Genomic DNA, 23,446 nt, shown 5'->3' with positions numbered 1-23,446 from the left:
CGGGGGACTCCTTCACGGCGCCGGGGGATCGCTTCGCGGAGCGAGCAGCGAGAGCAGGCCCCGCACGCCCGTGTCGAAGGCGGCGGACGAACCCGACGCGCGGGCGAGGACGTAGCCGCCCTGGACGGTGGACACGACGAGTGCGGCGATCTCCTCACCGTCCAGGGAGGGGGCGAACTGGCCCTGTTCCCTGCCCTCCTCGACGATTCCGGCGATCCGCTCGCGGAGCCAGTCGAGCGTCTCGTCCACCGGCGCGCGCAACGCGTCACTGGCCACGACGTCCGGGTCCATCGTCAGCCGCCCGATCGGACAGCCCCGCAGTACGTCCCGCTCACGCCGCAGATACGCCGCGACGCGCTCGTACGGCGTGCCCGGCCCGCCGAGTACTTCCTCGGCGGCGGCCCGCAGCTCCTCGGCCGAGCGCCGGATCGCGGCCAGCGCGAGATCGTGTTTGCCCTTGAAGTGGTGGTACATGCTGCCCTGCCCGGCCTCAGCGCGCTCCAGGATGGCCTTGGGGCTGGTGCCCACATAGCCGCGCTCCCACAGCAGGTCACGGGTGGACTCGATCAACCGGTCCGAGGTGCTCACGCAGCTACTGTACATACTAGTAGTTACAGAAGTCGAGGCAGTGCGGAGCAGTCCTCGTGAGCCCGCGTACTCCCCAGGAGGTACGTCCACTGCCGCTGCCCGTACGACGACCCGGACCCCTCCCCGGAGCCACTGTCGAGGGCACCACGCGAACACCTACCTGGGAGATGACCCGGCATGCAGACCCTGGCGCACTTCGGCGACGGCGGCCCCGGCCCGTGGATCCTGTTCTTCCCCCTCATCTGGGCGGCCGTCGTGATCGGCGGCATCACCTTCCTGCGCCGCACCGCGGGGCGCGGTCGCGGCGGCCCCTGGCGGCGCTCCGTCGCCGACGACCACTCGCCCCTCACCGTGCTCGGCCACCGCTTCGCCTCCGGCGAGATCGACGAGGACGAGTACTGGCGCCGGCTGTCCGTCCTGGACGAGCGGTTCGGCCCCGCGGGCAAGGGCGGTGCGGCATGACCGCCCCCACCGCTCCCACCGCCACGACCGGCACACCGCCGGCCGCCCGGGTCGTCGACGCCGTCAAGGTGTACGGCGGCGGTGACACCGCGGTACGCGCCCTGGACGGGGTGAGCGTCGACTTCCCGGCCGGCCGCTTCACCGCGATCATGGGGCCCTCGGGCTCCGGCAAGTCCACGCTGATGCACTGCGCGGCCGGCCTCGACACCCTCACCTCGGGCACCGCCCACATCGGCGACACCGCACTGGGCGCCCTCGACGACCGCCGCCTCACCCTGCTGCGCCGCGACCGCGTCGGCTTCGTGTTCCAGGCGTTCAACCTGCTGCCGACACTGACCGTCGCCGAGAACGTCCGTCTGCCGCTGGACCTCGCGGGCAGCGAGGGCGACCCGGAGTGGATCGACACGCTGATCGACGTCGTCGGCCTGCGCGACCGCCTCCACCACCGGCCCGCCGAACTCTCCGGCGGCCAGCAGCAACGGGTCGCCGTGGCCCGGGCATTCGCCGGCCGGCCGGACGTCGTGTTCGCCGACGAGCCGACCGGCAACCTCGACTCCCGCTCCGGCGAGGAGGTCCTCGGGCTGCTCGGCCGCGCCGTACGGCAGACGGCCCGCACGGTCGTCATGGTCACCCACGACCCGGTCGCCGCCGCGCACGCCGACGAGGTCGTCTTCCTCGCCGACGGACGCCTGGTCGACCGGATGGAAGCCCCGACCGCCGACAAGGTCCTGGACCGCCTGAAAGCCTTCGAGGTGCCCTCATGAACGCCGCCGTACGTCTGAGCGGGTCCTCCCTGCGCGCCCACAGGCGGCGCTTCGCCGGGACGTTCCTCGCGGTGTTCCTCGGCGTCGCCTTCCTCGCCGGGACGCTCGTCATGGGCGACACCCTGCGCGCCGGTTTCGACGAGATGTTCGGCGACGCGACCCGCGGCACCGACGCCGTGATCCGCAGCGCCGACGCCATCACCACGCCCGGGGAGAGCCAGGGCGTGCGCCAGCCGGTGGCCACCGACCTGGTGAGCACCGTCGAGAAGGTCCCGGGCGTGGCCGCCGCCGCCCCCGACATCCAGGGCGCCGGGCAGCTCGTCGGCGCGGACGGTGCCCCCGTCGGCGGCCAGGGACCGCCCACCCGTGCCGGCAACTGGATCACCGACCCGCAGCTCAACCCGTACCGGCTCGCCGAGGGCCGCGCCCCGGAGCGGTCCGGTGAGGCCGTCGTCAACCGGGGAGCCGCCGAGAAGGGCGGCCTGGCCATCGGCGACACGACGACGCTGCGTACGCCCGACCCCGTCACGGTGACCATCGTCGGCCTTGCCACCTTCGGCGGCGAGGACGGCATGGCCCAGGTGACCTTCACCGGCCTGACCCGGGCCGACGCCGAGAAGTACCTCACGGCCAGGCCCGGTGAGGCGGCGAGCATCCAGGTGCGCGCGGGTCCCGGAGTCGGCCAGCGGGAGCTCGTCGACCGGCTGACCCCCGTACTGCCCGCGGGAGTCGAGGCCATCACCGGTCAGCAGGCGGCCGAGGAGAACACCGACATGATCTCCAGCCGGTTCCTGACCCTCTTCACCACCTTCCTGCTGGTGTTCTCCGGCGTGGCACTGCTGGTCGCGACCTTCTCCATCCACAACACCTTCGCGATCGTCGTCGCCCAACGCACCCGTGAGAACGCCCTGTTGCGGGCGCTGGGCGCCTCCCGCCGCCAGGTCACCGTCACCACCCTCGTCGAGGCGGGCGCCGTGGCCGTGCTCGCGTCGGCCACCGGACTGGCGGGCGGCATCGGTGTCGCCGCCGGGTTGCAGGCCCTGTTCCCGGCCATCGGATTCCCCTTCCCCGAAGGGGACTTGGTGATCGGCGCGCTGTCGATGGCGGTACCGCTCGCCGTCGGCGTCGTGGTCTGCCTGGGCTCCGCGCTACAGCCCGCCGTACGCGCCGGCCGCACCGCACCCCTGGCCGCCCTGCGTGAGACGGCCGTCGACTCGTCCGGCGCCTCCCGCGCCCGCGCCGTCACCGGCCTCGGGCTCGCCGCACTCGCCCTCGCGGTCACCCTCACCGGCGTCCTGGTGTCACCGTCCCTCTGGCTGGCGGGAGGCGGCGCCGTCCTGGCCCTGGCCGCGTTCGTCGTCCTCGGCCCGGTCGCCGCCACCACCGCCGTACGCGTCCTCGGCGGCCCGCTCGACACACTGCGCGGGGTCACCGGCGGGCTCGCCCGGCGCAACGCCCTGCGCAGCCCGAAACGGACGGCCGCCACCGCCGGCGCCCTGATGATCGGTGTGGCCGTGGTGTCGCTGTTCACCGTGTTCGGCGCCTCGTTGAAGGCGACCATGGACCAGACCGTCTCGCGGTCCTTCGCGGGCGACGTCGCCGTCAGCACCCCGTCGTTCGGTGCGGGCGGCAGCGGCCTCAGCCCCCGGCTTGCCGGAGCGGTGCAGCGGCTGCCCGAGGTGGACACGGCCGTCGGACTCGGCCGCGGCGTCGCCGAAGTCGACGGCAAGGGGCGCGCGTTGACCGTCACCGACCCGGTCGCCCTGGCCCGCACCTTCGACCTCGGCACGGTCGACGGCTCCCTGGACGCCCTCGGCACCGACGGCATCGCCGTCACCCAGGACGAGGCCGCCCGACTGGGCCTGGCCACCGGCGACACGGCACAGCTCACCTTCACCGACGGCCGGCGCGAGACCTTCACCGTCCGCGCGGTCTACGAACGGTCCGAACTCGCCGGCGAGTACGTCATCACCCGCGCCGCCTGGGCCCCGCACCGCACCCAGGACTCCGACAGCCTCGTCGCGGTCTCCTTCGAGGACGGCGTGGACCCGGACGCGGGCAGGGCGGCGGTGGAGAGGGTGGCCGCTCAGTACGGCGACCCCGAGGTGCAGACCCGCGAGGCGTACGCGCGGTCCTCGGCCGGCGGCATCGACATGGTGCTCACGCTCGTCTACGCGCTGCTGGCCCTCGCGGTGCTCATCGCGCTCCTCGGCATCGCCAACACACTGACCCTGGCGATCCACGAACGAACCCGCGAACTGGGGCTCCTGCGGGCCGTCGGCCAGACCCGGTCCCAGCTGCGTGCCATGGTCCGCTGGGAGTCGGTCCTGGTCGCCGCCTTCGGCACCGTCGGCGGCCTCGCCCTCGGCACCTTCCTCGGCTGGGTGCTGGTCAAGGCCTCGGACGGGACGAGCGACAGCGCCTTCGCCTTCGCGATGCCGCCGACGCGACTCGCGGTCGTGGCGCTGGTCGGGCTCGCCGCCGGAGCCCTCGCCGGCCTGCGCCCGGCGCGGCGCGCGGCACGCCTGGACGTGCTGCGGGCCATCGCCACGGAGTGAAACCGTCCGCGCCGGCCGACACGGCACCACCGCCTCTGACGGGGCGTGGCACCGGTGGATGGCTCTCGGACCAGACCTGGCACCGGGTGGGATGCCTCTCGGACGAGGCGTGGCACCGGGTGCGCCCGCCCTCGAACGACAAGGCACCGAGTGCGACCGTTCCCAGGCCGACGCACAACGCCGAGCGGACCGCCCCCGGGCGACGCGTTGCACCGGGCGGAGCCGCTCTCGCAGGCGTGCCCCCTGGCGGAACCGTCCGGAGGCGGCGTGCCCCCTGGCGGAACCGCCCTCATACGACGCCTGACACCGAGGAGGACGGCCCTCGGACGACACGTCGCTCCGAGTGACCCCGCACCGTGGCGACAGGCGTCACCGCCCGGTCAGCCTGGGACGGCCGACCGGGCGGGAGTGTGTCCGGGCCGGCGCAGGTCGACCGCGTGCTCGACCTCCGCGAACCGGCGCGCGGGCTTGTCCACGACCTGGCGCCGCGGCGGACGAGCGGAACCGGCCCGCGCGGCCGAGGACGTCGGCAGGGTGAACCACACGACCTTGCCGGACTCGCCGTCCGGCCGCACACCCCAGCTCTCGCTGACCGCGGCGACCATCGCGAGCCCACGGCCGCAGGTGGCGAGCCCGTCCGCCTCGTCGATCGATCCCACGACCGGCAGACGCGGGTCGTGGTCGCGCACCGAGACCTTGAGCCGGTCGAGCACCAGCTCGATCTCCACGGTGCACGTCTTGTCGGGCCGGGCATGGAGGTGGACGTTGGTCAACAGCTCCGTCACACCGAGCGCCGCCCGGTCTATGAGGGGATCCAGATGCCAGTAGCGCAACTGCGCAGATACGATTCTGCGGACCTGGCCGATCCGCGACGGCAGGGCTTGGAGCTCCACCGTGCAGTGCCTGCTCGGGTGACTGATCACGGCTGCGACTCCCCGACATAGAGGTCCGGAAGAACACGGAGTTCGGATCGATCCAGCAGAGTGCCCGCGTGACGCGGCCGCCTGCTGTCGTGGCCGGCGGGCTGGTTCGCAGCGTTATCGCCGGTAAACCCAGAGTTACGTGAGATCAGCGTGGCGCAGGAGGCGCGGTCCCGCAACTCGCGGTGGTTCAGCGGTCACGCCGCGCAGCCTTCCGTACGGCTTCGACGAACCGGCGTGCGGCGGGTGGCCCCGGCTCTCCGGGAGCGGGATCGTGCTCGCCCAGGGTCAGCAGGTAGCGGTTGCCGTTGAGGTCCGCCAGGGCCCGGTCCTCCGGGACGAACCAGGGCTTGGAGGCACGCACCGCCTGTACCGGCGCGCTGTCGATCTCGCTCCCGTAACTGGTGAGCAGTTCGAGCCTGCCGTCGTTGATCCGGACCTGCCCGGCCCGGGTGAGCGAGCGCAGTCGCTTCCCGATCCGCACGCCCGTGGCCCTGAACTCCGGCTCCGCCATCTGGCTCCGCCCCCCTTGTGCGTGGCTCTGCCGGCTCGCGCTCACGCGTGAGCCGTTGTCCCGTTCCTGTCGTGATCCAATGCGCGCCCCCGTCCAGGACCTTCGTCCCGTCGGGCAGTCTGCCCGTCCCGGCCGCCGAGCACCAGTGCGCATGGCCGCCTCGCCGTGAGCACCCGGAGCACTCGCGCGAATGCGCCCCCCACGGGGCCGCGCCATCGCACCCCAGGGCTGCCTTTGAGTCGCCCAAAGAGGTGTTTATGCAGGTGAGAAGCGTGCAGGAAGGTGTCTATGATCGGTGTGCCGACCGCGCGAGGCGCCGTCGGCGCGGAACGTAAGGAGCCTGCCGTGAGCACCCCCGCACAGATCCGGACCGGCGAAACCCTCGACGTCGACCGCACCGACGGGGCCTATCGCGGCTGGCTGAAAGAGGCGGTGCGCAAGGTCCAGGCGGACCTGAACCGCTCGGCCGACACGCATCTGCTGCGGTTCCCGCTGCCCGAGCGGTGGGGCATCGACCTGTACCTGAAGGACGAGTCGACCCATCCGACCGGCAGCCTCAAACACCGGCTGGCCCGCTCCCTGTTCCTCTACGGTCTGTGCAATGGCTGGATCCGGCCGGGCCGCCCGGTGATCGAAGCCTCCAGCGGTTCGACGGCCGTGTCCGAGGCGTACTTCGCGAAGCTGATCGGAGTGCCCTTCATCGCCGTCATGCCGCGCACGACCAGCGCCGAGAAGATCCGCCTGATCGAGTTCCACGGCGGGCAGTGCCACTTCGTGGACGACTCCCGGAAGATGTACGAGGAGTCGGCCCGCCTGGCGGTGGAGACCGGCGGCCACTACATGGACCAGTTCACCTACGCGGAACGGGCCACGGACTGGCGCGGCAACAACAACATCGCCGAATCCATCTTCCGTCAGCTGGCGTCGGAGCGGTTCCCGGAGCCCGCGTGGATCGTCGCCACGGCCGGCACCGGCGGCACCTCGGCGACCCTCGCGCGCTACGTCCACTACATGCAGCACGACACCCGCATCTGTGTCGCCGATCCGGAGAACTCCTGTTTCTTCGAGGGCTGGACCACCGGCGATCCGGACGTCACCTGCGACTGCGGATCCCGGATCGAGGGCATCGGACGGCCGCGCATGGAGCCGAGCTTCGTGCCCGGCGCGATCGACCGGATGATGAAGGTCCCGGACGCGGCCAGTGTCGCCGCCGTCCGCGCCCTGGAGCGGACCATCGGCCGCCGGGCGGGCGGATCCACGGGCACCGGACTGTGGAGCGCACTGAAGATCGTCGCGGAGATGGTGGCCGAGGGTCGGCAGGGGAGCGTGGTGACGCTGCTGTGCGACCCCGGGGACCGCTACCTGGACAAGTACTACTCCGACGCGTGGCTCGCCGAGCAGGGCCTGGACATCGCGCCGTACACGGCGGCGATCACCTCGCTGCTGGAGACGGGTGTCTGGCGCCGGGACGTGACCCCGGACGCGCCCTGAACGACACCTGGTTGTGCGGCAGGCGACGTCTGCCCGTCGAGAAGCGGTGCCTGGTGCGTGGTCCAGGTGTGCCGGCCGGGATGTCCTCGTACGGGACGTACGGCCACCGGACCTCCGTGGACTGCCGGCCGTGCGGCGAGAGCACGCGCCGAACGCCGCTCCTGGGCCCTAGCGGGAGTCCAGCCGCCGGTCGAGCGAGGCGACCGCGTCCCGGAAGCGGCCGACCGGGCGGCGGTCACTCACCACGGCCGGGGCGGCGACGGAGACGACGCCACAGCCTAACCGGCGGCAGGGTCAGATGTCCGAGGCCTCGTCGGACTCGTCGGGCTCGCCCGCCACTACCAGCCGCCGCAGATGCTCCGACACCTCGGCGCGCGCCTCGCCCGACAGCCCGGCGTCCGTCACCAGCGTGTCCACCTGCTCCAGCGCCGCGAACGAACTCAGGCCCACCGTCCCCCACTTGGTGTGGTCGGCGACCACCACGACCCGCCGCGCCGACTGCACGAGGCGCCGGTTGGTCTCGGCCTCCGCGAGGTTCGGCGTGGACAGGCCGGCCTCCACCGATATGCCGTGCACCCCGAGGAAGAGCAGGTCGAAGTGCAGGGCCGCGATCGCCTGGTCGGCCACCGGCCCCACCAGCGAGTCCGAGGGGGTGCGCACCCCGCCGGTCAGCACCACCGTGGCGGCGCCCTGCCGGGGACCCGAGGTGCGCTGTGCCGCGTGGAAGACGTCGGCCACCCGCACCGAGTTGGTGACCACGGTCAGGTCCGGCACGTCCACCAGCTGGTGCGCGAGCGCGTACGTCGTCGTACCGCCCGACAGCGCGATGGCACTGCCCGGCGCGACCAGCTCGGACGCGGCCCGCGCGATGTCCTCCTTCGCGGACAGCTCCAGACCCGACTTCGCCTCGAACCCCGGCTCGTGCGTGCTCGCCTCCACCACCGGGACGGCACCGCCGTGCACCTTCTCCAGCACACCCTGCCGGGCCAGCGCGTCGAGATCCCGCCGTACGGTCATGTCCGACACGCCGAGCTTGCGGGTGAGCTCGTTGACGCGGACGCCGCCACGGCGCCGGACCTCGTCCAGGATCAGGGCGCGCCGCTGCTCCGCGAGGAGGTTCTGATTCTCACTCACGTACGCTCCGGTCCTTTCGCCTCAAGCCGTCCGACACGCCTCGCGCACCCTCCCCGGCCCACCACTGCGCGCGAGCCGGGAGGACCCCCGTCGACCAGGCCATTTTGCCCGTCCCCGGTGCGCGGACGTCCCATCCTCGCACGGGCCGTGTCGGGTCGCGCCACCGACCGTGCGGACGCGCACATGTCAGTGACGTGACCTCCCGGCCCCCCGCTGTCACACGGATCGGGGAGATTCCGTGACGAGGGGTGTACGCCGCGCGCCCAGCGGCGATCCTTGTGCCCGCACGGACAGATGCCGACGGCGCGTCACGGGGGAAGTGCGGACAGTGGAACCTGCGCAGGAACATGTCCCGGCCGGGGGCACCGACGACATGGCCCGTCGGCCGGCGGACGGCGGAGCGGCGCTCGAGCTCCTGGTCCACGGAGTGGGCGGCACCACACCCGAGCAGATGCTCGACGATCCGCGCACGGTGCGGATCACCGGCGACGACACCGCGGCCGTCTTCCGGCGCGCCGAGGACGCCGACGCGGAGTCCCGGCCGGACGCCCACCGCGGCCGCCCGGTGCCGGAGGCCTACGTCTGGTGCAACCTCACCTCCGGCAACGGCACCCGCGCCCTGTGGCTGTTGCTGCTGCCGTTCATGGTCGTCAACCTCGCCCACTGGATGCGCCCCACCGCCCGCGGCCGCACCCGGACCGTGCGCCTGTACGGCCTGCTGGTGCGGCTCACCGGGCTCACCCTGACCGTGCTGCTGGTCGCCGCCGCCTGCGAGGTCGCGCTGGACCTCGCCGCCTGGCAGTGCGCGGGCACGTCCGCGTGCGCCGAGCGGCACTCCTGGCTGGGCTTCCTGTCCCCCGAGGTCTCGGACGGCGGCTGGTGGAGCCGGCCCGGCCGCCGCCTGGTCGTCGCGGCCCTGGTCCCGGCCGTCCTCACCGCCCTGCTGTGGTACCTCTCCCACCGCACCTGGAGCGCGTACGAGTCCCAGCAGCCGATGTCCCGCGCGCCGGAGCCCGAGGAGGAGACCGGCCACACCGCCCTCGGCCGCCCCGGGTTCTGGTACGGACGCCGCCTGGTGGCCCGGCTCCGCGCCGCGCACACCGCCGCCGGTCTGCTGACGGTCGCCGCGGCGGTCGGCACGTCGGCCGCCCGGTTCGACCACCGGCCCGGCGGACCCGCGCTCCTCGACGTCCTGGGCCGGCTCCTGGAGACGGCGCTGGTCGTGGCCGCGGCGGCCGTGGTGTGGGTGGTGTGCCGCCGGGGCCGCAGCGAGCACCGCCTCGACCGCGAGCTCGACGAACACCTCGTCCGACGGCTGCCGCTCGCCGCCGTCGCCCTGCTCGTCCTCACCGGGGTGTACGCCGGGTGGGAGCGCCCGGGATGGCAATCAGCGGGCCGGCTGCCGGGCGACGCGACCTTCGGTGCCCTCACCCTGGCCCAGGGCCTGCTGGTGATCGCCCTCGGTGTGGTCGCCCATGTGCTGCACCGGGTGCGTCCGGACGCACGCGTGGCGCTGCGCGGACTGGGCGGCCCGGCCGTCGCGATGCTGGCCTGCGCGCTCGGCGGGGTCATGTCCGGCGGCGTCTCCCAGCGTGTCGCCGACTGGCTCGACGGCACCGGCACGAACATCCCCGGCCCACCGGTCCTGCTGACCTGGCAGGCGTCCGTGATCCCGCCGATGCTGCTCGTCCTGCTGGTGCTGCTCGGCTGGCTGGGCCGGCGCACCTGGCTCCTGCGCCGCCTGGAACTGGCCGCGGTGGAGCGCGACTACGCGGGCGAGCCGCAGGACATCACCCGCACCCGCCGCATCGCCCGCGCCCGGGCGATGGCCACCCTCACCGACCGCGCGCCCCTGCTCGTCGCGGTCGTCTCCACCACGACCCTCCTGCTGGGCGCCGCGGCCCTGGCCGGCGCGACGACCACCGAGCAGACACCCGCCGAGGCGGCCCGGCCGGCCTACGCCGTCGTCGAGAGCGCCGCCGAGACGGCCGAGGCGCTGGGCTCCTGGCTGATCGGACTCGGCTTCATCCTGTTCGTCACCTGGGGCCGGCGCGCCTACAAGGACCCCTCCGCACGCCGCACCATCGGCATCCTGTGGGACGTCGGCACCTTCTGGCCGCGCGCCGCCCACCCCTTCGCCCCGCCCTGCTACGCCGAGCGCGCGGTGCCCGACCTGACCTGGCGGATGGCCACCTGGACCCGTGCCACCGGCGGCCGGCTCGTCATCTCCGGCCACTCGCAGGGCAGCGTGCTGGCCGCCGCGGCGGCCTGGCAGCTGGAACCGTCCGCCCGCGGACGGGTCGCGCTGCTGACCTACGGCTCGCCGCTGGAGCGCCTCTACGGCCGCTGGTTCCCGGCCCACTTCGGACCGGCCGCGCTCAGCGCCCTGCACCACGACGTGGACTGCTGGCGCAACCTGCACCGGCCCACCGACCCCATCGGCGGCCCGGTCCGCCTGTCCGGCGACGGCGGCCCCGAGGTCGACCGCGAAGCCCTCAAGGACCCGCTCGCGTACGGCCGGACAGCGCGGCATCCTCTGCCGGCCCCGATCCTCGGCCACTCCGGCTACCAGGCCGACCCGGCGTTCGCCGAGGAGCGGGAACGCCTGCTGGGCCGGCTGCGGCCGGACCTGCCCGGGCCGCGGCCCGCCGGAGGGGCTCAGGCGGAGTCGGGCAGGTCCTCGGCGTAGAGCAGGGTCAGGTCGTCCGTGCTCGGGTCGGTGACCTGGGCGACCCGGCTCGCATGCCGCTCGACCATCGCCTCGAAGGTCTGGCGGGCGGTACGGCCGTTGCCGAAGGCGGGCCCCTTGGGGAGCGTCGTGAAGTACTTCAGCAGGGCCTCCGCGGCGCCCGGCGCCAGCCGGTACTCGTGCTCCTCGGCCTGCTGCTCCACGATCCGCAGCAGTTCCTCGGGGTTGTAGTCGCTGAAGGTGATGGTCCGGGAGAAGCGGGACGCCACACCGGGGTTGACCGAGAGGAACCGCTCCATCTCGGCCGTGTAGCCGGCGACGATCACCACGACCGCGTCCCGCTGGTCCTCCATCAGCTTCACCAGCGTGTCGATGGCCTCCTTGCCGAAGTCGCGGCCCGAGTCCTCCGGCGACAGCGCGTACGCCTCGTCGATGAACAGCACACCGCCGTGCGCCCGGGTGAAGGCCTCCTGGGTGCGGATCGCGGTGGAACCGATGTGCTCGCCGACCAGGTCGACCCGGGACACCTCGACCAGGTGGCCCTTCTCCAGCACGCCGAGGGAGGCCAGGATCTCGCCGTAGAGACGGGCGACCGTCGTCTTGCCGGTGCCGGGGGAGCCGGTGAAGACGAGGTGGCGCTTGACCGAGGCGGCCTTCAGACCCGCCTCCTGGCGGCGCCGGCCCACCTCGATCATGTCGGTCAGCGCCCGCACCTCGCGCTTGACGCTGTCCAGGCCCACCAGCGCGTCCAGTTCACCGAGCACGGCCTTGGAGGCCCGCACCGGCCTGTCCGGCCCGGGAGCGGCGACCGCCGGTTCCTGATCGCCGGCGCGCTGCCCGGGGATCGAGCCCAGCAGGCCGGGGGACTGCGGCAGGGTCTGGACAGCGGTCTCCGGCGCGCTGGGCTGCCGCGGGCTTCCGCTCTCGTCGCTGGTGCAGTCCTCCACGACGGGACCGGCGCCGGACGCCGCGTCGCCACCGGCGTCCGCGAACTCGTACCCACCGCGCGCGCAGCGCTCCGTACGGCACTTCCTCAGCGTCGTACGGGAGCCGTCGATCACATGGAAGCCGTAGCCGCCGCTGCCCGTCACCCGGCAGTTCAGGAAGCTGCCCCGGCCCCCCGCCGAGACGTAGAAGCCCGCTTCGGCGGGGGAGTCGACCGTGCAGCGCTCCACCGTCGGGTCGGCGCCCTTGGTGACGATCACGCCGGTCTGGGTGGCGTCCACCGTGCAGTTGCTGAGGGTGCCGCCGCTGCCGTGGTCGCGGAACCAGGCGCCGGTCGCCGCGTCCCGGATACGGCAGTCGTCGAGCTGAGCGGTGGCGCCGTCGCTCACCGACACGGCCGTGTTGCGGACCTGGGAGATGTCGCTGTCGACGACGTCCGCGCGGGAACCGCGGTCGAGGACGAACAGGGCGTCCGGCACGTCGTGCACCCGGCACGAGTCCAGTACGGCGGTGGCGCCGTCGCTGACCCAGACGGCCGGGTAGTCACCGGTGCTGTCGAAGATCTCGCACTGGTTGGCGTCCACGCGGGTGCCCGGGTCCCACACCGACAGGCCGTTGCGGCCGAACTGACGCACCGTCGTGCGGGTCAGCGTCAGCACGGAGCGCGAGCGCAGGTCGACCGCGTTCTCCGGGATGTCGTGGATGCGGCAGTCGGCCAGCGTCAGCACGGCGTCCGTGTCGAGCGTGACGCCGTCCGCGGTGGTGCGGTGCACATCGCAGTCGGTGAGGTGGGCGGTGGCCCGGCCGGTGACCTGGACGCCGCTGCCGCGGACCTCGTAGACCTCGCACCCCAGCGCCTCCAGCGCGGAGTTCTCACCGGTCACCGACAGGCCCACACCCGAGGTGTGGTGCACGCGGCAGCGCTCCAGCCGGGGATGCGCGCCGCCGCGCACGGCGACGCCCGCCTGGCCCGCCGCGACGACCTCGCACTCCTCGAACACCCCGCCCCCGCCGTCCAGTACGGCGATGCCGACACCGGCCGGGTTGTCGACGGTGCAGCGCCGCACGGTCGGCCGCGCGCCGCCGCGCACCTCGATGCCGGCCGCGGAGCGGGTGACGATCCGCAGGTCGGTGAGTTCGGGGGTGCCCTCCTCGACGAGCAGGGCGGGCGCCGCGGCGTCCTGGCCCTCCACGTGCAGGTCCTGGACCACGGCCGAGGCCCGCACGGTCAGCGGCACCCCGTCCACGGGCGCGATCCGCACCGAGCCCGCGGAGCCCTCCGGGCCGCGCAGGGTCACCGCCCGCTGGATGACGAGGTTCTCCCGGTAGGTGCCCGGGGCGACGGTGAGGACATCGCCGTCGGCCGCGGCCTCCAGGGCGGCGGCGAGCGACGCGTACTCACCCGTGCGGCGCCGCCACCGCGATGTACCGGTGTGCGTCACCTGGACCGTGCCCTGTGCCATGGCGTTGCCGTGCCCCCACCTCGTCGTACGCGGGTTTCGTGCTGCCGAAGTAGTTCGGCCGGTCCACCGTAGCGTGCGCGCAGGCGGTGGGTTGACCAGAGCCGGAAGGCGGTCAGCTGCCGGTGCCGGTCCTGCCCCAGTCCGGTCCCGCCCGCTCCCAGGCCCGGTCCCAACGGGCGTACCGGCGAAGGACCATGCGCCAGACAGCCAGCCGTCTGCCCGCCTCGACGAGGCCCGCGGTCAGCAGCGCGGCACCGACCCCGGCGAGGACGGAGTGGGTCGTCGCCGTGGCGGGGTCCAGGGGCCGGGCCACGATGCGTCCGCGCGCGTCCGTCCACAGCGTGAACTGGTCGCCGCGGCGCGGGTCCGCGAGGGGCGCGAGGACGGTGCCCCGCCGCGCGGTGCCGTCCGGAGCGGTCCAGTCGGCGGCCACCCGGCTGCGCAGGTCACGGCCGGAGGAGCTCTCGGGGTCGGTGTCCAGTGGGGAGCGGTCCAGCTTGCGGACGACGGTGGCCGTCACCAGGTGCCGGGCCTGGCGCTGCTCACGGACGGACCGCTGGAGCGTGTCCTGGGCGATCTGGCCGGTGAGCGCGCCGACGAGGGGCCCGACGAACACGATCAGCAGCAGGGCCACGAGGGCCGCCCAGGCCTCGGCCAGGTCGGTTCGGCGGCGCAGCGGGTTGTGCCGCCAGCGCCACAGTCCGCCGATCGCTCGCACCGTCCCGCACCCCCTTCCCGCTCCATGAGACCTCCCGCCGTGATCCCCGCACACGCGGATCCGGTCGAAGAGAGAGCGAGATCACCAGTGTCCGGAGCACTCGGAACCGCTCACGGAACATGCAACGCGCGGGGCCCTGGGCCGGGTTCCCGGGTTCCCGGGTTCCGGGCGGAGCGGGATCCGGTTCAGGCGAGGACGGTGACCGGATCGCCGGCCCGGATGGTGCCCCGGGTCTCGGGCACCAGGTTCTGTCCGAAGGCCAGCTTGCCGTCGACGCGGCGGTGCCGGCCGAGGGTGTGCAGGGGTTCCCGGCCGCGGTCGGCCGTGTCCTGGTCGGTCGTGGTCACGACGCACCGCCCGCAGATCTTGGCGACGCGGAAGGTGACCTCGCCGACGGCGATCCGGGACCAGTCGTCCTCGGCCCAGGCGGCGGCGCCCGCCACGACCACGTTCGGCCGGAAACGGTTCATCGGCAGCGGACCCTCGTGCGCCCGGTCACCCTCGGCGATCAGGGCGTTGAGTGCGTCGAGGGAGGCCGCGGAGGTGAGCAGCAGCGGATAGCCGTCGGCGAACGTGACCGTCTCGCCGGGCAGCGCGTACGCGGGGTCCACGGGGCGGCGCGAGGCGGGGTCGTCGAGGTGTACCAGGCGCACGTCGGCACCGAGGAACGCGCTGCACCAGGCGTGCGCGGCGTCGTCCTCGGCCGGGACGGCCTCCACCTTGTCGCGGAAGATCTCCACGGGCACCCGCCCGAACGGCCGCGGGACGGGCACCGTCAGCGGGTTGCGGCCGGGCGCGGACAGCGCCGGACGCCGCCGCCGGGCAGGAGTTCGGCGGCGGCCAGCGCGAGGCGTGGTCGCTGACGTTGGGTGACGACCTTTCCCCCGTCGTCGATCAGTGCCCAGCGTCGGTCTCCGGCCAGCCCCCAGGGCTCCACGACGGCCTCCCGGGGCGCGAGGCCCCGGAACGCCTTGACCGGATGCACATGAATCGACTGCAACCACACGTTCCCCATGCGCTCATCGTGCCAGGCGGCACGGAAAGCCCGGGAGACGTGTCAGTAGCCGCCGCCGCGGTACTGCTGCTGCTGGTTGCCGTACGGGTCCTGGTAGGGAGCCGGCGCGGGCCGGGGAGCGGCGGGCCGCATGGCCTCGTAGCCCGTTCCCATGCCCGGCTGCGCGGGGCGCGGCTGCTGGGGGTACTGACCCTGGTAGCCACGCGGCGCTGCGGCCTGCTGCGGGATGTACGCCGCGGGTGCCTGCTGGAGCGGGGCGGGGTACTGGGCCTGCGGGTAACCGTAGGAGGGCTGGGAGGGCCCGGCCGGAAGGGCGGGCAGTGCCGACGGCAGCGCGGGCAGGTGACTGCCCGGTGTGTCGTAGGCGGCGGGGACCCGGATCGGAGCGATCTGCGGGGTGCCCCGCTCGGCGACGAGCGAGTCGTAGATCGGGGTGTCCGGGAAGGAGGCGGAGTAATAGCCGCCGCCATAAGTGGAGCGGGGGGAGGTCATGGGACATAAGTTAAGCCCACGATGTGCTGGTTGGGGAGACCGATAAGAGGGTTGTTTTCCGCGTCCGCGGTGACCTGGGATCCCCAATGCGAGCGAACATGGCAAAAAGGGGCGTCGCACCCCATGGTTGTGATGTAAAAGCCGAGTTCCCGGCGGATTGCCGGGGGTTGGCGACCCGCCTTCCCGCGCTGTTCATGGGCGCCCGGTGTCCTGGGGAATTAGGTTGGGCGGGCAGACAACCCGACGGGACTGCCGGGTCCCGCCTGGCGCCGACACCTCGATGGGGGCGACATGTCAATGCCGAAGGGATCCAACGCTCCGGTGCCGACGACGGCGCTGCGGGTCGAGCTGGGCTGGCGCTCCGGGCCGGGCGTGCCCGACGTGGACGCCTCCGCGTTGCTGCTGGTGGGCGGAAAGGTACGTTCCGGCAGCGACTTCGTCTTCTACAACCAGCCGTTGCACGCCTCCGGCGCGGTCCGGCACGAGGGCAAACGGGACGCGGGCGGCCGGGTGACCGACACGCTCGTCGTCGACCTCGCGCGCCTGGAGCCCACGATCGAGACGGTGGTCCTCGCCGTCTCCGCCGACGGCGGTACGTTCGCCGCCGTCCCCGACCTCTCCATCGAGGTCAGGGACGCCGGACGGGACACGGTGGCCGCCCGTTTCGACAGCCCCGGCGCCACCGTCGAGACCGCCTTCGTGCTCGGCGAGTTCTACCGGCGCCAGGGCGCCTGGAAGTTCCGCGCCGTGGGCCAGGGCTACGGCAGCGGACTGGAGGGCCTCGCCACGGACTACGGCATCACGGTGGACGAACCCCAGCACACCGCGCCGGAGCCGAGCGCGCCCCCGGTCACCGCGCCTCCGATGACCGCGGCACCGCCCCCGCCCCCGCCCCCGCCCCCGCCCCCGGCACCCCCCGCGGCACCGGTGCGCCTGACGAAGGTGACGCTCACGAAGGCGGCCCCCTCCGTCTCGCTCACCAAGCAGGGCGGCACCTCGGGCGCCCTGCACGTGAACCTCAACTGGGAGATGCGCAAGCAGTTCTCCGGATGGGGCAGCAAGCTCGGCCGGGCCGTCGCCCTGCACGCCGACCTGGACCTCGACCTGTGCGCCCTGTACGAACTCACCGACGGCAGCAAGGGCGTCGTCCAGGCCCTCGGCAACGCCTTCGGCGACCTGCACCGGCCGCCGTACATCCACCTCGACGCCGACGACCGCACCGGCGCCCGCTCCAGCGGCGAGAACCTCACCGTCAACCTCGACCACAAGCAGGCCTTCCGACGGGTCCTGGTCTTCGTGACCATCTACGCGGGAGCACGCTCCTTCGCCGAACTGAACGCCACGGTCACCCTCCGGCCGCAGCACGGCGCCCCGGTCGACTTCTCCCTCGACGAGTGCACGGTTCCCTCGACGGTGTGCGCGCTCGCCCTGATCACCAACACCGGCAGCGACCTGGTGGTCCAGCGCGAGGCCCGTTACCTGGTGCCCGAGCGCGGCGTGAGCCCGCAGCGGACCGTCGACCACGCCTACGGATGGGGCATGAACTGGACCCCCGGCCGCAAGTGACCGCTCAGCTCTCCTCGCCGACGACGGCGTCCGGACGCGTGTACGTGCGGCCCTTCCAGGCCGCGCCGCGCCCCCTGTAGTGCCGCACCGCCGAATCGACCGTCATGAGGAGGTAGAGGAACGCGGTGCACGGCAGCAGGGGAGCGAGCCACAGGGGCTGCCGGTAGTAGCGGAGCATCGGGACGTAGGTGCCGGTCATCACCAGCCACGCCGTACCGCCGAGGACCGTGGCCGCCGTACCGCCGGCGGCCACGCCCGCGATCAGGGCGAGCGGCGGCACCAGGTACACCAGCACGAGCCCGGCCACCGTACCGGCGAGCAGCAGCGGGTTGTGCCGCAGCTGCGTGTAGGCGCTGCGCGACACCATCCGCCACAGGTCGTGCAGCCGCGGGTACGGACGGACGCTGTCCACGCCCTCCGCCAGCCCCAGCCAGATGTGCCCGCCACTGCTCTTGACGGCCCGCGCGAGCGCCACGTCGTCGATGACGGCGTGCCGGATGGTGTCCGGGATCCGGGCCCGTTCGGCGGCCTCGGCGCGCAGCAGCACGCAGCCGCCCGCCGCGGCGGCCGTCCGTCCTCCCTTCCGGGCGATCCGGCGGAACGGGTAGAGCTGCGCGAAGAAGTAGACGAAGGCCGGCACGACGAGCCGCTCCCACCGGCTCTCCACCCGCAGCCGGGCCATCTGGGAGACGACGTCGAAGCCGCCCGGACCGGCCGCCGCGACCAACTGCCGCAGGCTGTCCGGCGCGTGGGCGATGTCGGCGTCCGTCAGCAGGAGGTACTCGGGTCCACGCGCGCGTGCCAGGCCGATGCCGTGCCGTACGGCCCACAGTTTGCCGGTCCAGCCCGCGGGCGGCTCGCCGGGCGAGGTCACGGTCAGCGGCAGACCGCCGTGCCGGTGCGCCAGCTCGCGCGCCAGCGCCCCGGTGCCGTCCGTACTGCCGTCGTCGACGAGGACGACCTCGGCCCGCCCGGGGTAGTCCTGGGCGAGCAACGACGGCAGGCTCGCCGGCAGCACCGCGGCCTCGTCGCGGGCCGGCACCACGACACCGACGGACGGCCACGCCTCCGGATCCCTGCGGGGCGGCAGCCTGACGTCGGTACGCCAGAAGAAGCCCTGGCCGAGCAGCAGCCACAGCCAGGCGGCGAGTGATCCGGCCGCGGTCCACACGATGGCGCTCACGCGCGCAGTCTGCCCCACCGCCCCGGCCCGCGAAGGGGCATCGTCTATCGTGGCGGGGTGAAGATCGCGCTCATGGACTCCGGAATCGGTCTGCTGGCGGCCACCGCCGCGGTACGGCGCCTGCGGCCCGACGCCGATCTCGTGCTCTCCCTGGACCCCGACGGCATGCCCTGGGGTCCCAGGACCCCGGAGGACCTGACGGGACGTGCCCTCGCCGTCGCCGAGGCCGCCGCCGCGCGGCGGCCCGACGCCCTGATCATCGGCTGCAACACCGCCACCGTGCACGCCCTGCCGGCCCTGCGCGCCCGGCTCGAACCCGGCATCCCGGTCATCGGCACGGTCCCCGCGATCAAGCCGGCCGCGGCCGGCGGCGGTCCCTTCGCGATCTGGGCGACGCCCGCCACCACCGGCAGCCCCTACCAGCGCGGCCTCATCGAGGACTTCGCCGGCGGCGTGGCGGTCACCGAGGTGCCCTGCCCCGGCCTCGCGGAGGCGGTGGAGCACGCGGACGAAGCGGCCATCGACGCCGCCGTCGCCGCGGCGGCGGCGCTGACCCCCGACGACGTGACGACCGTCGTCCTCGGCTGCACCCACTACGAGCTGGTCTCCGACCGCATCCGCGCCGCCGTGCAGCGCCCCGGCTTCCCCCCGCTCGTGCTGCACGGCTCCGCCGGGGCGGTCGCCGCCCAGGCGCTGCGCCGGCTCGGCGAACAGCCCGCCCCACGGGCGACGGCCGACGGGACCGTCACCGTCCTGCTCAGTGGCCGCGAGGGCGCGCTGCCCGAGCCCGCCCTGGCCTACGAGGAAGGCCGGCTCCTCAACGCGGTCAGTCCCGCCCGCTGACCCCCACCCGGCCCAGTCACCGTCCGCGACGGCCTACCGGCACAGCGAAACCTGAGTAGTCTCGTAGCGATGAGGGACCACCTCCAGGGTGAGAACACCCCCCACCCCGATGTCTGGACCGGACGAGCCTCCAACCGGTTCCAGTGGCTGCTGGCGCTCGGCGGGGCCGCCTGCCTGGCACTCGGTATCGAGCTGGCGGTCGACTCCACGTGGACGTCCGGCATCGCCCCGCTCGTGATGTCCGTCGTCGGCTGCATCGCGGCGGGGCTGCTGGTCCTCTTCGGCACCCTCGCGTTCGTGCACGTGGCGATCAAGGTCGACCAGGAGTGCCTGGAAGTGCGCTGCGGCCACATGGGCCTGCCCCGCCGCCGCATCCCGCTGGCACAGGTCGCGGGCGCCGACTTCGACCCGCTGGTCACCCCCCGCCACTGGGGCGGCTGGGGCTACCGCTGGCGTCCCGAGAAGGGCACCGCGGTCGTCGTACGACGGGGCGAGGGCGTGGTCCTGCGCCTGTGGGACGGCCACACGTTCACCATCACCGTGGACGACGCGGAGGCCGCCGTACGGGTCATCAGGGCCCGGCTGCGGTCCGGCGCCGCCCGCTGAGGCGCCCGACCGGTCGGCGGCACACCGGGCTCACGGAGCCGGTCGGTCACCCCGGGCGTACGGCCGTCTCGTGCGGGAGCGACGTGCCGGCCAGCGGACGGGCCGTGGCCAGCCCCGCCAGCAGCCCCGCGCCGACCGACACCGTCGTGAAGCTCAGCGCGTTGCCCACACAGGCGATCATCGCCAGCGCGGTCAGAGCCGCACCCGCGGTGAGCGCACCCGGCGTGGGACGCCGGGTGCGCCACAGCGCGTACAGGATCCAGCAGAACGCCGCCGCCAGCAGGGCCACACCGACGACTCCCTGCTCGGCCGCCTGCTGGAGCGGCGCCGAGTGCGGTTTGCCGTCGGAGAGCAGCGTCCGGGTCGCCGTTCCGCTCAGCTCGCCGAAACGGCCCGGCCCCACGCCCAGCGCGGCATCCTCGCGCGCCAGGCGCAGGGCGTCGTGCCACAGCCCGACCCGGTGCCGGGTGAGCCGGCCCTCCAGGGCGGCGACGAGCCCGTCCGGCAGCACACGTCCGGCGACCGCCCAGGTCAGGGCTGCCGTCAGAGCCGCGGTGAGGGCCAGTCCGGCGATGCCGGCACCCCGGTGGCGGGTCCGGCCCGCGGCGAGCGAGCACACCAGCACCGCGACACAGGCGGCGAACCCGCCGACCGAGCCCAGCACGGCCGCGGTCACCGCGATCCCGGCCGCCAGCGCCCGCAGCGCCAGGCGCGGGCCGGCGGACTCGGTGGCCCAGGCGGCGCAGCACGCGGCGCCGGCGGACAGGGTCAGCAGGGCCGCGGTGGCACCGGCGTGCCCGAGCGGCGTGACGATCTCGGGCCCGGGGGACAGCTGCGGCAGGCCCACCGTGAGGCCGACCCCGGCCAGGGCCCCGGCAGCCGGCGCGGCGACCGGCAGCAGCGCCCCGCAGATCCGCCCCGCGGCGTAGCCGGCGGCCACGGCCAGCAGCGCGAGCAGTACTCCCTCCGGGCGGCCGTCGTGCACGGCCGCCGTGATCAGCGCCCAGGCGGCACACGCGCCGAGGATGACGACGCCCCACACGTCGGAGACGCTTCGTCTGTCGTCGTCCGCCGCGGCCTCCGCGCCGGCCGCCGACGTCATCCCCGTGGAACCCATCCCGCCCCCCGAACCCGGTCGCCCCCGACCCGTGTCGCCCCGTTCGCGCCGCGTGTTACCGGCCCGTACGACACAGACTGGGGCACACCGTAACGGCTGATGGGCGGTTTGTGGACATGTGGGGCCGAGATGCGCGGGAACGTCGCGGCCGACGTGCGTGCCTCGGGCGGGACGGACCGCGCTGTCGGCGTCGAGGCGGGCGGCCGTACACTCCCACAGTGACCGTCACCGCAACCTCTGTGGACGAGTCGGACCAGGTGAGGCCGCCGAGCGCGTCCGTATCGCGCGGGGCGCGGCTCCTGCGACTGGTTCCGTTCGCCGCCGCCGCGCTCTCCGGAGTGCTGCTCTACGTCAGTTTCCCGCCCCGCTCCCTGTGGTGGCTGGCCCTGCCGGCCTTCGCCGTCCTCGGGTGGGTGCTGCGCGGGCGCGGCTGGAAGGCGGGCCTCGGTCTCGGCTACCTCTTCGGTCTCGGCTTCCTGCTGCCGCTGCTGGTGTGGACCGGCGTGGAGGTCGGCCCGGGGCCCTGGCTGGCGCTGGTCGTCATCGAGGCGGTCTTCGTGGCCCTGGTCGGCGCGGGCGTCGCCGCGGTCTCGAAGCTGCCCGGCTGGCCGGTGTGGGCGGCGGCTGTGTGGATCGCCGGAGAGGCGGCACGCGCGCGTGCGCCCTTCAACGGCTTCCCCTGGGGCAAGATCGCGTTCGGGCAGGCGGACGGCGTCTTCCTGCCGCTCGCCGCGGTGGGCGGCACCCCGGTCCTCGGTTTCGCCGTCGTCCTGTGCGGCTTCGGCCTCTGCGAGGTCGTGCGGCTGGCCCTTGCGGCACGGCGCACCCAGGCCGTACGGCGGTCGGCGGCGGCCGTCGCCCTGCTGAGCGTGGCGGTGCCCGTGCTGGGCGCGGTGGCCGCCCGGCCGCTGGTGAGCGACGAGGCCGAGGACGGCAGCGTGACCGTCGCGCTCATCCAGGGCAATGTGCCCCGCGCCGGTCTGGACTTCAACGCCCAGCGGCGGGCCGTCCTCGACTACCACGCGCGGGAGACGCTGCGGCTGGCCGCCGAGGTCAAGGCCGGCAAGGTCGCCCAGCCCGACTTCGTGCTGTGGCCCGAGAACTCCTCCGACATCGACCCGTTCGCCAACCCCGACGCGCGCGCCGTCATCGACGAGGCGGCCCAGGCGATCGGCGTGCCCATCTCGGTCGGCGGTGTCGTCGGGCGCGACGGCAGGCTCTACAACGAGCAGATCCTGTGGGACCCGGTCGAGGGCCCCGTCGACACCTACGACAAGCGGCAGATCCAGCCCTTCGGCGAGTACCTCCCGCTGCGCTCGCTCATCGGCGCGATCAACAGCGAGTGGACCTCCATGGTCCGCCAGGACTTCAGCCGGGGCAGCGAGCCGGGCGTGTTCACCATGGACGGCGCCAAGGTCGGTCTGGTCACCTGCTACGAGGCCGCCTTCGACTGGGCCGTGCGCTCCGAGGTCACCGACGGTGCCCAGCTGATCTCCGTGCCCAGCAACAACGCCACCTTCGACCGCAGCGAGATGACCTACCAGCAGCTCGCCATGTCCCGGGTGCGCGCGGTCGAGCACAGCCGGACCGTCACCGTCCCGGTGACCAGCGGCGTCAGCGCGATCATCATGCCGGGCGGGCGGATCACACAGCGGACCGGCATGTTCGTGGCCGACTCGCTGGTCCAGAAGGTCCCGCTGCGCTCCTCGCAGACGCCCGCCACCCGGCTGGGCATCGCGCCGGAGATCGCTCTGGTGCTGGTCGCCGCGGGCGGACTGGGCTGGGCCATCGGCGCCGGCCTGCGCGCCCGGCGCGCCGGTGACGTGTAGCCGTACGCCCGTCGCACGCCCTGGGAAGGGCGTGAGGGCGCCGAAGATCGCCCATTAGAGTCGGGGCCATGGCTACTCCTGACTTCATCCGTTCACTGCGGACGTCCATCGGCCACGAGTCGCTGTGGCTGCCCGGCGTCAGCGCCGTCGTACTCGACGACGAGGGCAGAGTGCTGCTCAACCGGCGCTCCGACACCCGCAAATGGTCGCTGATCGGGGGTATCCCCGAACCGGGCGAGCAGCCGGCGACCTGCGCCGTGCGGGAGGTCGAGGAGGAGACAGGGGTGCGCTGCGAGGTGGAGCGGGTGATCGCCGTCCAGGCGCTCCGACCCGTCACCTACGAGAACGGCGACGTGTGCCAGTACATGGACATCAACTTCCGCTGCCGGGCCGTCGACGGGGAGGCGCGGGTCAACGACGACGAGTCGCTGGAGGTGGGCTGGTTCGCCGTGGACGCCCTGCCCGAGCTCAACGAGTTCGCGTTGCTGCGGATCAAACAGGCCCTGTCGGACGACCCCACATGGTTCGAACCTACGAGTGTCGAGTGAA

19 protein-coding genes and 1 pseudogene are annotated in these 23,446 nt (G+C 73.6%); 10 read left to right on the top strand and 10 right to left on the bottom strand.

Features of this window, described 5'->3' with window-relative positions:
- Nucleotides 1-12 precede the first annotated feature (12 nt).
- Nucleotides 13-603 (bottom strand): TetR/AcrR family transcriptional regulator, encoded by a 591-nt coding sequence (locus QQS16_RS07370; RefSeq protein ID WP_286060808.1) that lies wholly within the window; start codon nt 601-603, stop codon nt 13-15.
- 162 nt (nt 604-765) lie between these two features.
- Here QQS16_RS07370 and QQS16_RS07365 point away from each other — a divergent pair, with 162 nt between their 5' ends.
- From QQS16_RS07365 to QQS16_RS07355, 3 genes are read left to right on the top strand one after another with little or no spacing between them, the layout of a single operon-like run.
- The gene (locus QQS16_RS07365) at nt 766-1,050 is read left to right on the top strand and encodes an SHOCT domain-containing protein (RefSeq protein ID WP_286060807.1); all 285 of its coding nucleotides are present in this window, start codon (nt 766-768) and stop codon (nt 1,048-1,050) included.
- On the top strand, nt 1,047-1,814 hold the full coding sequence (locus QQS16_RS07360) for an ABC transporter ATP-binding protein (protein WP_286060806.1): 768 nt from the start codon (nt 1,047-1,049) through the stop codon (nt 1,812-1,814). Before QQS16_RS07365 ends, QQS16_RS07360 begins: the two co-directional genes overlap by 4 nt.
- Nucleotides 1,811-4,372 carry an ABC transporter permease gene (locus tag QQS16_RS07355; RefSeq protein ID WP_286060805.1) on the top strand — a complete coding sequence of 854 codons (2,562 nt, stop codon included), beginning with the start codon at nt 1,811-1,813 and terminating at the stop codon, nt 4,370-4,372. Before QQS16_RS07360 ends, QQS16_RS07355 begins: the two co-directional genes overlap by 4 nt.
- A gap of 380 nt (nt 4,373-4,752) precedes the next feature.
- On the opposite strand, the gene QQS16_RS07350 is transcribed toward QQS16_RS07355, so the two are convergent.
- The gene (locus QQS16_RS07350; RefSeq protein WP_286060804.1) at nt 4,753-5,295 is read right to left on the bottom strand and encodes an ATP-binding protein; all 543 of its coding nucleotides are present in this window, start codon (nt 5,293-5,295) and stop codon (nt 4,753-4,755) included.
- A gap of 187 nt (nt 5,296-5,482) precedes the next feature.
- Nucleotides 5,483-5,806, bottom strand: coding sequence for a hypothetical protein (locus QQS16_RS07345; protein ID WP_286060803.1), 324 nt, complete (start codon nt 5,804-5,806; stop codon nt 5,483-5,485).
- A 345-nt stretch (nt 5,807-6,151) separates the two neighbouring features.
- Between QQS16_RS07345 and cds1 the strand changes: the two genes are divergently transcribed.
- Nucleotides 6,152-7,297: an L-cysteine desulfhydrase Cds1 gene (gene cds1, locus QQS16_RS07340; RefSeq protein WP_286060802.1), complete on the top strand. Its 1,146-nt coding sequence runs from the start codon at nt 6,152-6,154 to the stop codon at nt 7,295-7,297.
- A gap of 294 nt (nt 7,298-7,591) precedes the next feature.
- On the opposite strand, the gene QQS16_RS07335 is transcribed toward cds1, so the two are convergent.
- Nucleotides 7,592-8,431 (bottom strand): DeoR/GlpR family DNA-binding transcription regulator, encoded by an 840-nt coding sequence (locus tag QQS16_RS07335; protein ID WP_286060801.1) that lies wholly within the window; start codon nt 8,429-8,431, stop codon nt 7,592-7,594.
- 373 nt (nt 8,432-8,804) lie between these two features.
- Here QQS16_RS07335 and QQS16_RS07330 point away from each other — a divergent pair, with 373 nt between their 5' ends.
- A complete protein-coding gene (locus tag QQS16_RS07330) occupies nt 8,805-11,120 on the top strand; it encodes a hypothetical protein (RefSeq protein WP_286066242.1) in 2,316 nt (771 codons plus the stop codon).
- Here QQS16_RS07330 and QQS16_RS07325 read toward each other — a convergent pair.
- The 4 genes and pseudogenes from QQS16_RS07325 to QQS16_RS07310 form a co-directional block, all read right to left on the bottom strand.
- Nucleotides 11,090-13,528 carry a right-handed parallel beta-helix repeat-containing protein gene (locus QQS16_RS07325; protein ID WP_286060800.1) on the bottom strand — a complete coding sequence of 813 codons (2,439 nt, stop codon included), beginning with the start codon at nt 13,526-13,528 and terminating at the stop codon, nt 11,090-11,092. The two genes, QQS16_RS07330 and QQS16_RS07325, sit on opposite strands and share 31 nt — an antisense overlap.
- Nucleotides 13,529-13,640: 112 nt before the next feature.
- Nucleotides 13,641-14,246, bottom strand: a complete 606-nt coding sequence (locus tag QQS16_RS07320) for an Rv1733c family protein (protein WP_286060799.1) — start codon at nt 14,244-14,246, stop codon at nt 13,641-13,643.
- 185 nt (nt 14,247-14,431) lie between these two features.
- Nucleotides 14,432-15,261, bottom strand: a pseudogene (locus tag QQS16_RS07315) (MOSC domain-containing protein).
- A 42-nt stretch (nt 15,262-15,303) separates the two neighbouring features.
- Nucleotides 15,304-15,753, bottom strand: coding sequence for a DUF6643 family protein (locus QQS16_RS07310; protein WP_286060798.1), 450 nt, complete (start codon nt 15,751-15,753; stop codon nt 15,304-15,306).
- Between the two features lie 297 nt (nt 15,754-16,050).
- On the opposite strand from QQS16_RS07310, the gene QQS16_RS07305 reads away from it, so the two are divergent.
- Nucleotides 16,051-17,319, top strand: coding sequence for a TerD family protein (locus QQS16_RS07305; RefSeq protein ID WP_286066241.1), 1,269 nt, complete (start codon nt 16,051-16,053; stop codon nt 17,317-17,319).
- A 4-nt stretch (nt 17,320-17,323) separates the two neighbouring features.
- On the opposite strand, the gene QQS16_RS07300 is transcribed toward QQS16_RS07305, so the two are convergent.
- A complete protein-coding gene (locus QQS16_RS07300) occupies nt 17,324-18,502 on the bottom strand; it encodes a glycosyltransferase (protein ID WP_286060797.1) in 1,179 nt (392 codons plus the stop codon).
- Between the two features lie 57 nt (nt 18,503-18,559).
- Here QQS16_RS07300 and QQS16_RS07295 point away from each other — a divergent pair, with 57 nt between their 5' ends.
- Together QQS16_RS07295 and QQS16_RS07290 are read left to right on the top strand one after the other, a co-directional pair.
- Nucleotides 18,560-19,345: a glutamate racemase gene (locus QQS16_RS07295; RefSeq protein ID WP_286060796.1), complete on the top strand. Its 786-nt coding sequence runs from the start codon at nt 18,560-18,562 to the stop codon at nt 19,343-19,345.
- A gap of 69 nt (nt 19,346-19,414) precedes the next feature.
- Complete coding sequence (locus QQS16_RS07290) at nt 19,415-19,951, top strand: hypothetical protein (RefSeq protein WP_286060795.1); 537 nt, start codon at nt 19,415-19,417, stop codon at nt 19,949-19,951.
- 46 nt (nt 19,952-19,997) lie between these two features.
- On the opposite strand, the gene QQS16_RS07285 is transcribed toward QQS16_RS07290, so the two are convergent.
- Complete coding sequence (locus tag QQS16_RS07285) at nt 19,998-21,068, bottom strand: O-antigen ligase family protein (RefSeq protein WP_286060794.1); 1,071 nt, start codon at nt 21,066-21,068, stop codon at nt 19,998-20,000.
- Between the two features lie 218 nt (nt 21,069-21,286).
- Between QQS16_RS07285 and lnt the strand changes: the two genes are divergently transcribed.
- Both lnt and QQS16_RS07275 read left to right on the top strand, forming a co-directional pair.
- Nucleotides 21,287-22,897: an apolipoprotein N-acyltransferase gene (gene lnt / locus QQS16_RS07280; protein WP_286060793.1), complete on the top strand. Its 1,611-nt coding sequence runs from the start codon at nt 21,287-21,289 to the stop codon at nt 22,895-22,897.
- 68 nt (nt 22,898-22,965) lie between these two features.
- Nucleotides 22,966-23,445, top strand: a complete 480-nt coding sequence (locus tag QQS16_RS07275) for an NUDIX hydrolase (RefSeq protein WP_286060792.1) — start codon at nt 22,966-22,968, stop codon at nt 23,443-23,445.
- The last annotated feature ends 1 nt before the right edge of the window (nt 23,446 follow it).

The sequence above is a fragment of the Streptomyces sp. ALI-76-A genome (assembly GCF_030287445.1).
In the GTDB taxonomy this organism is placed as follows: Bacteria; Actinomycetota; Actinomycetes; order Streptomycetales; family Streptomycetaceae; genus Streptomyces.
Note: the sequence above shows the minus strand (reverse complement) of the source record. Positions and strands in the feature narration are given on the sequence as shown.

Coding starts and splice junctions, on each gene's coding strand:
- QQS16_RS07330 (WP_286066242.1), top strand. CDS start 8,805: ATGGCCCGTCGGCCGGCGGACGGCGGAGCGGCGCTCGAGCTCCTGGTC.
- QQS16_RS07285 (WP_286060794.1), bottom strand. CDS start 21,068: ATGGGTTCCACGGGGATGACGTCGGCGGCCGGCGCGGAGGCCGCGGCG.
- QQS16_RS07310 (WP_286060798.1), bottom strand. CDS start 15,753: ATGACCTCCCCCCGCTCCACTTATGGCGGCGGCTATTACTCCGCCTCC.
- QQS16_RS07305 (WP_286066241.1), top strand. CDS start 16,051: ATGCCGAAGGGATCCAACGCTCCGGTGCCGACGACGGCGCTGCGGGTC.
- QQS16_RS07365 (WP_286060807.1), top strand. CDS start 766: ATGCAGACCCTGGCGCACTTCGGCGACGGCGGCCCCGGCCCGTGGATC.
- QQS16_RS07325 (WP_286060800.1), bottom strand. CDS start 13,528: ATGGCACAGGGCACGGTCCAGGTGACGCACACCGGTACATCGCGGTGG.
- QQS16_RS07345 (WP_286060803.1), bottom strand. CDS start 5,806: ATGGCGGAGCCGGAGTTCAGGGCCACGGGCGTGCGGATCGGGAAGCGA.
- QQS16_RS07370 (WP_286060808.1), bottom strand. CDS start 603: ATGTACAGTAGCTGCGTGAGCACCTCGGACCGGTTGATCGAGTCCACC.
- QQS16_RS07360 (WP_286060806.1), top strand. CDS start 1,047: ATGACCGCCCCCACCGCTCCCACCGCCACGACCGGCACACCGCCGGCC.
- QQS16_RS07355 (WP_286060805.1), top strand. CDS start 1,811: ATGAACGCCGCCGTACGTCTGAGCGGGTCCTCCCTGCGCGCCCACAGG.
- QQS16_RS07290 (WP_286060795.1), top strand. CDS start 19,415: ATGAGGGACCACCTCCAGGGTGAGAACACCCCCCACCCCGATGTCTGG.
- QQS16_RS07275 (WP_286060792.1), top strand. CDS start 22,966: ATGGCTACTCCTGACTTCATCCGTTCACTGCGGACGTCCATCGGCCAC.